This window comes from Pseudoalteromonas sp. BMB (assembly GCF_001709235.1).
Taxonomy (GTDB): domain Bacteria; phylum Pseudomonadota; class Gammaproteobacteria; order Enterobacterales; family Alteromonadaceae; genus Pseudoalteromonas; species Pseudoalteromonas maricaloris.
On sequence record NZ_MBQA01000003.1, the window covers coordinates 1 to 425 of the forward strand.

Here is a 425-nt window from a genome sequence, read left to right on the forward strand (position 1 = left end):
TTTTCCAAATTTTTAAAGAGCAAGAGAATCACTTCTCAGAGTTAAAAACTCTCAGTTACTTGAACCTGAGTAAGAGTGTTTATCTATAAGAAGGAGTAGTAAAGTGGTGGAGCTAAGCAGGATCGAACTGCTGACCTCCTGCGTGCAAGGCAGGCGCTCTCCCAGCTGAGCTATAGCCCCACATTACTAGGATAACATTGTTTGTTTTTTACCTATCTTTGCTTTAAGGCAAGGATTTTTGTGACGAACGTTTAGTTTGCTAAACGAGTCGCAAAAAGACGCAGCATCAAAGCAAAGTGGTGGGTCTGAGTAGACTTGAACTACCGACCTCACGCTTATCAGGCGTGCGCTCTAACCAGCTGAGCTACAGACCCAAACAATGTTTGTGTTCTCTAATTCTAATCAACAATCATCTGTGTGGACAC

Annotated in this window: 2 tRNA genes; both read right to left on the bottom strand. The window is 42.8% G+C overall.

The features are described from left to right. Positions 1-104: 104 nt before the first annotated feature. A tRNA-Ala gene (locus BB427_RS01210) sits at positions 105-180 on the bottom strand. A gap of 117 nt (positions 181-297) precedes the next feature. Then, a tRNA-Ile gene (locus BB427_RS01215) sits at positions 298-374 on the bottom strand. Between the last annotated feature and the right edge of the window lie 51 nt (positions 375-425).